At 61.4% G+C, this 572-nt stretch carries 1 pseudogene; it reads left to right on the top strand.

Annotation, left to right across the window (positions count from 1 at the left end):
• Positions 1-402: 402 nt before the first annotated feature.
• Positions 403-572: pseudogene (locus AC1DQP_RS21310) on the top strand (TonB-dependent receptor plug domain-containing protein); the annotation flags it as partial.

Here is a 572-nt window from a genome sequence, read left to right as displayed (position 1 = left end):
GTGCAGCGCCAAGAGCAGCCGAGCATGGCTCGGCTCTACGCTGCCTCCCGAGTCCCCGATTCCCCGATTCCCCGAGTCCCCGAATTCCCCGAATTCCCCGAATTCCCGAATTCCCGAATTCCCGATTCCCGATTCCCGATTTCCCAATTCCCAATTCCCGATTTCCGATTTCCCAATTCCCGATTTCCCAATTCCCCAATTCCCCAATTCCCCAATTCCCCGTCCCCAATTCCCAATTCCCAATTCCCAATTCCCAATTCCCAATTCCCCGTTCCCCTGTCCCGGTGTCATGCCCATGCAACGTCGCGGACATACCGTGCTGACCCAGTCTTTACACCGTTGGGGATAGTCGTGCAGAAGAAGCGTGCGTTGGGCCAGGCGATCAGCCTGTCGTTGCTGGTGATGGCCAGTCCGTCGGTGTTTGCCGTCGAGGCCGTCGAAGCCAGCGCCGCCGGCGCCGGGGCGGTCGACCTGGACCGGGTCGAGGTGCGCCCGCAGCTGGAATCGCAGACCCGCGCGGTCGACCTCAAGCGCAGCAGCGATGCCATCGAAGACGCCGTATCGTCCGATGC

The sequence above is a fragment of the Stenotrophomonas sp. P5_A8 genome, assembly GCF_056400545.1.
The sequence above is the reverse complement of the archived record's forward strand: the minus strand, read 5'-3'. Positions and strand labels throughout refer to the sequence as shown.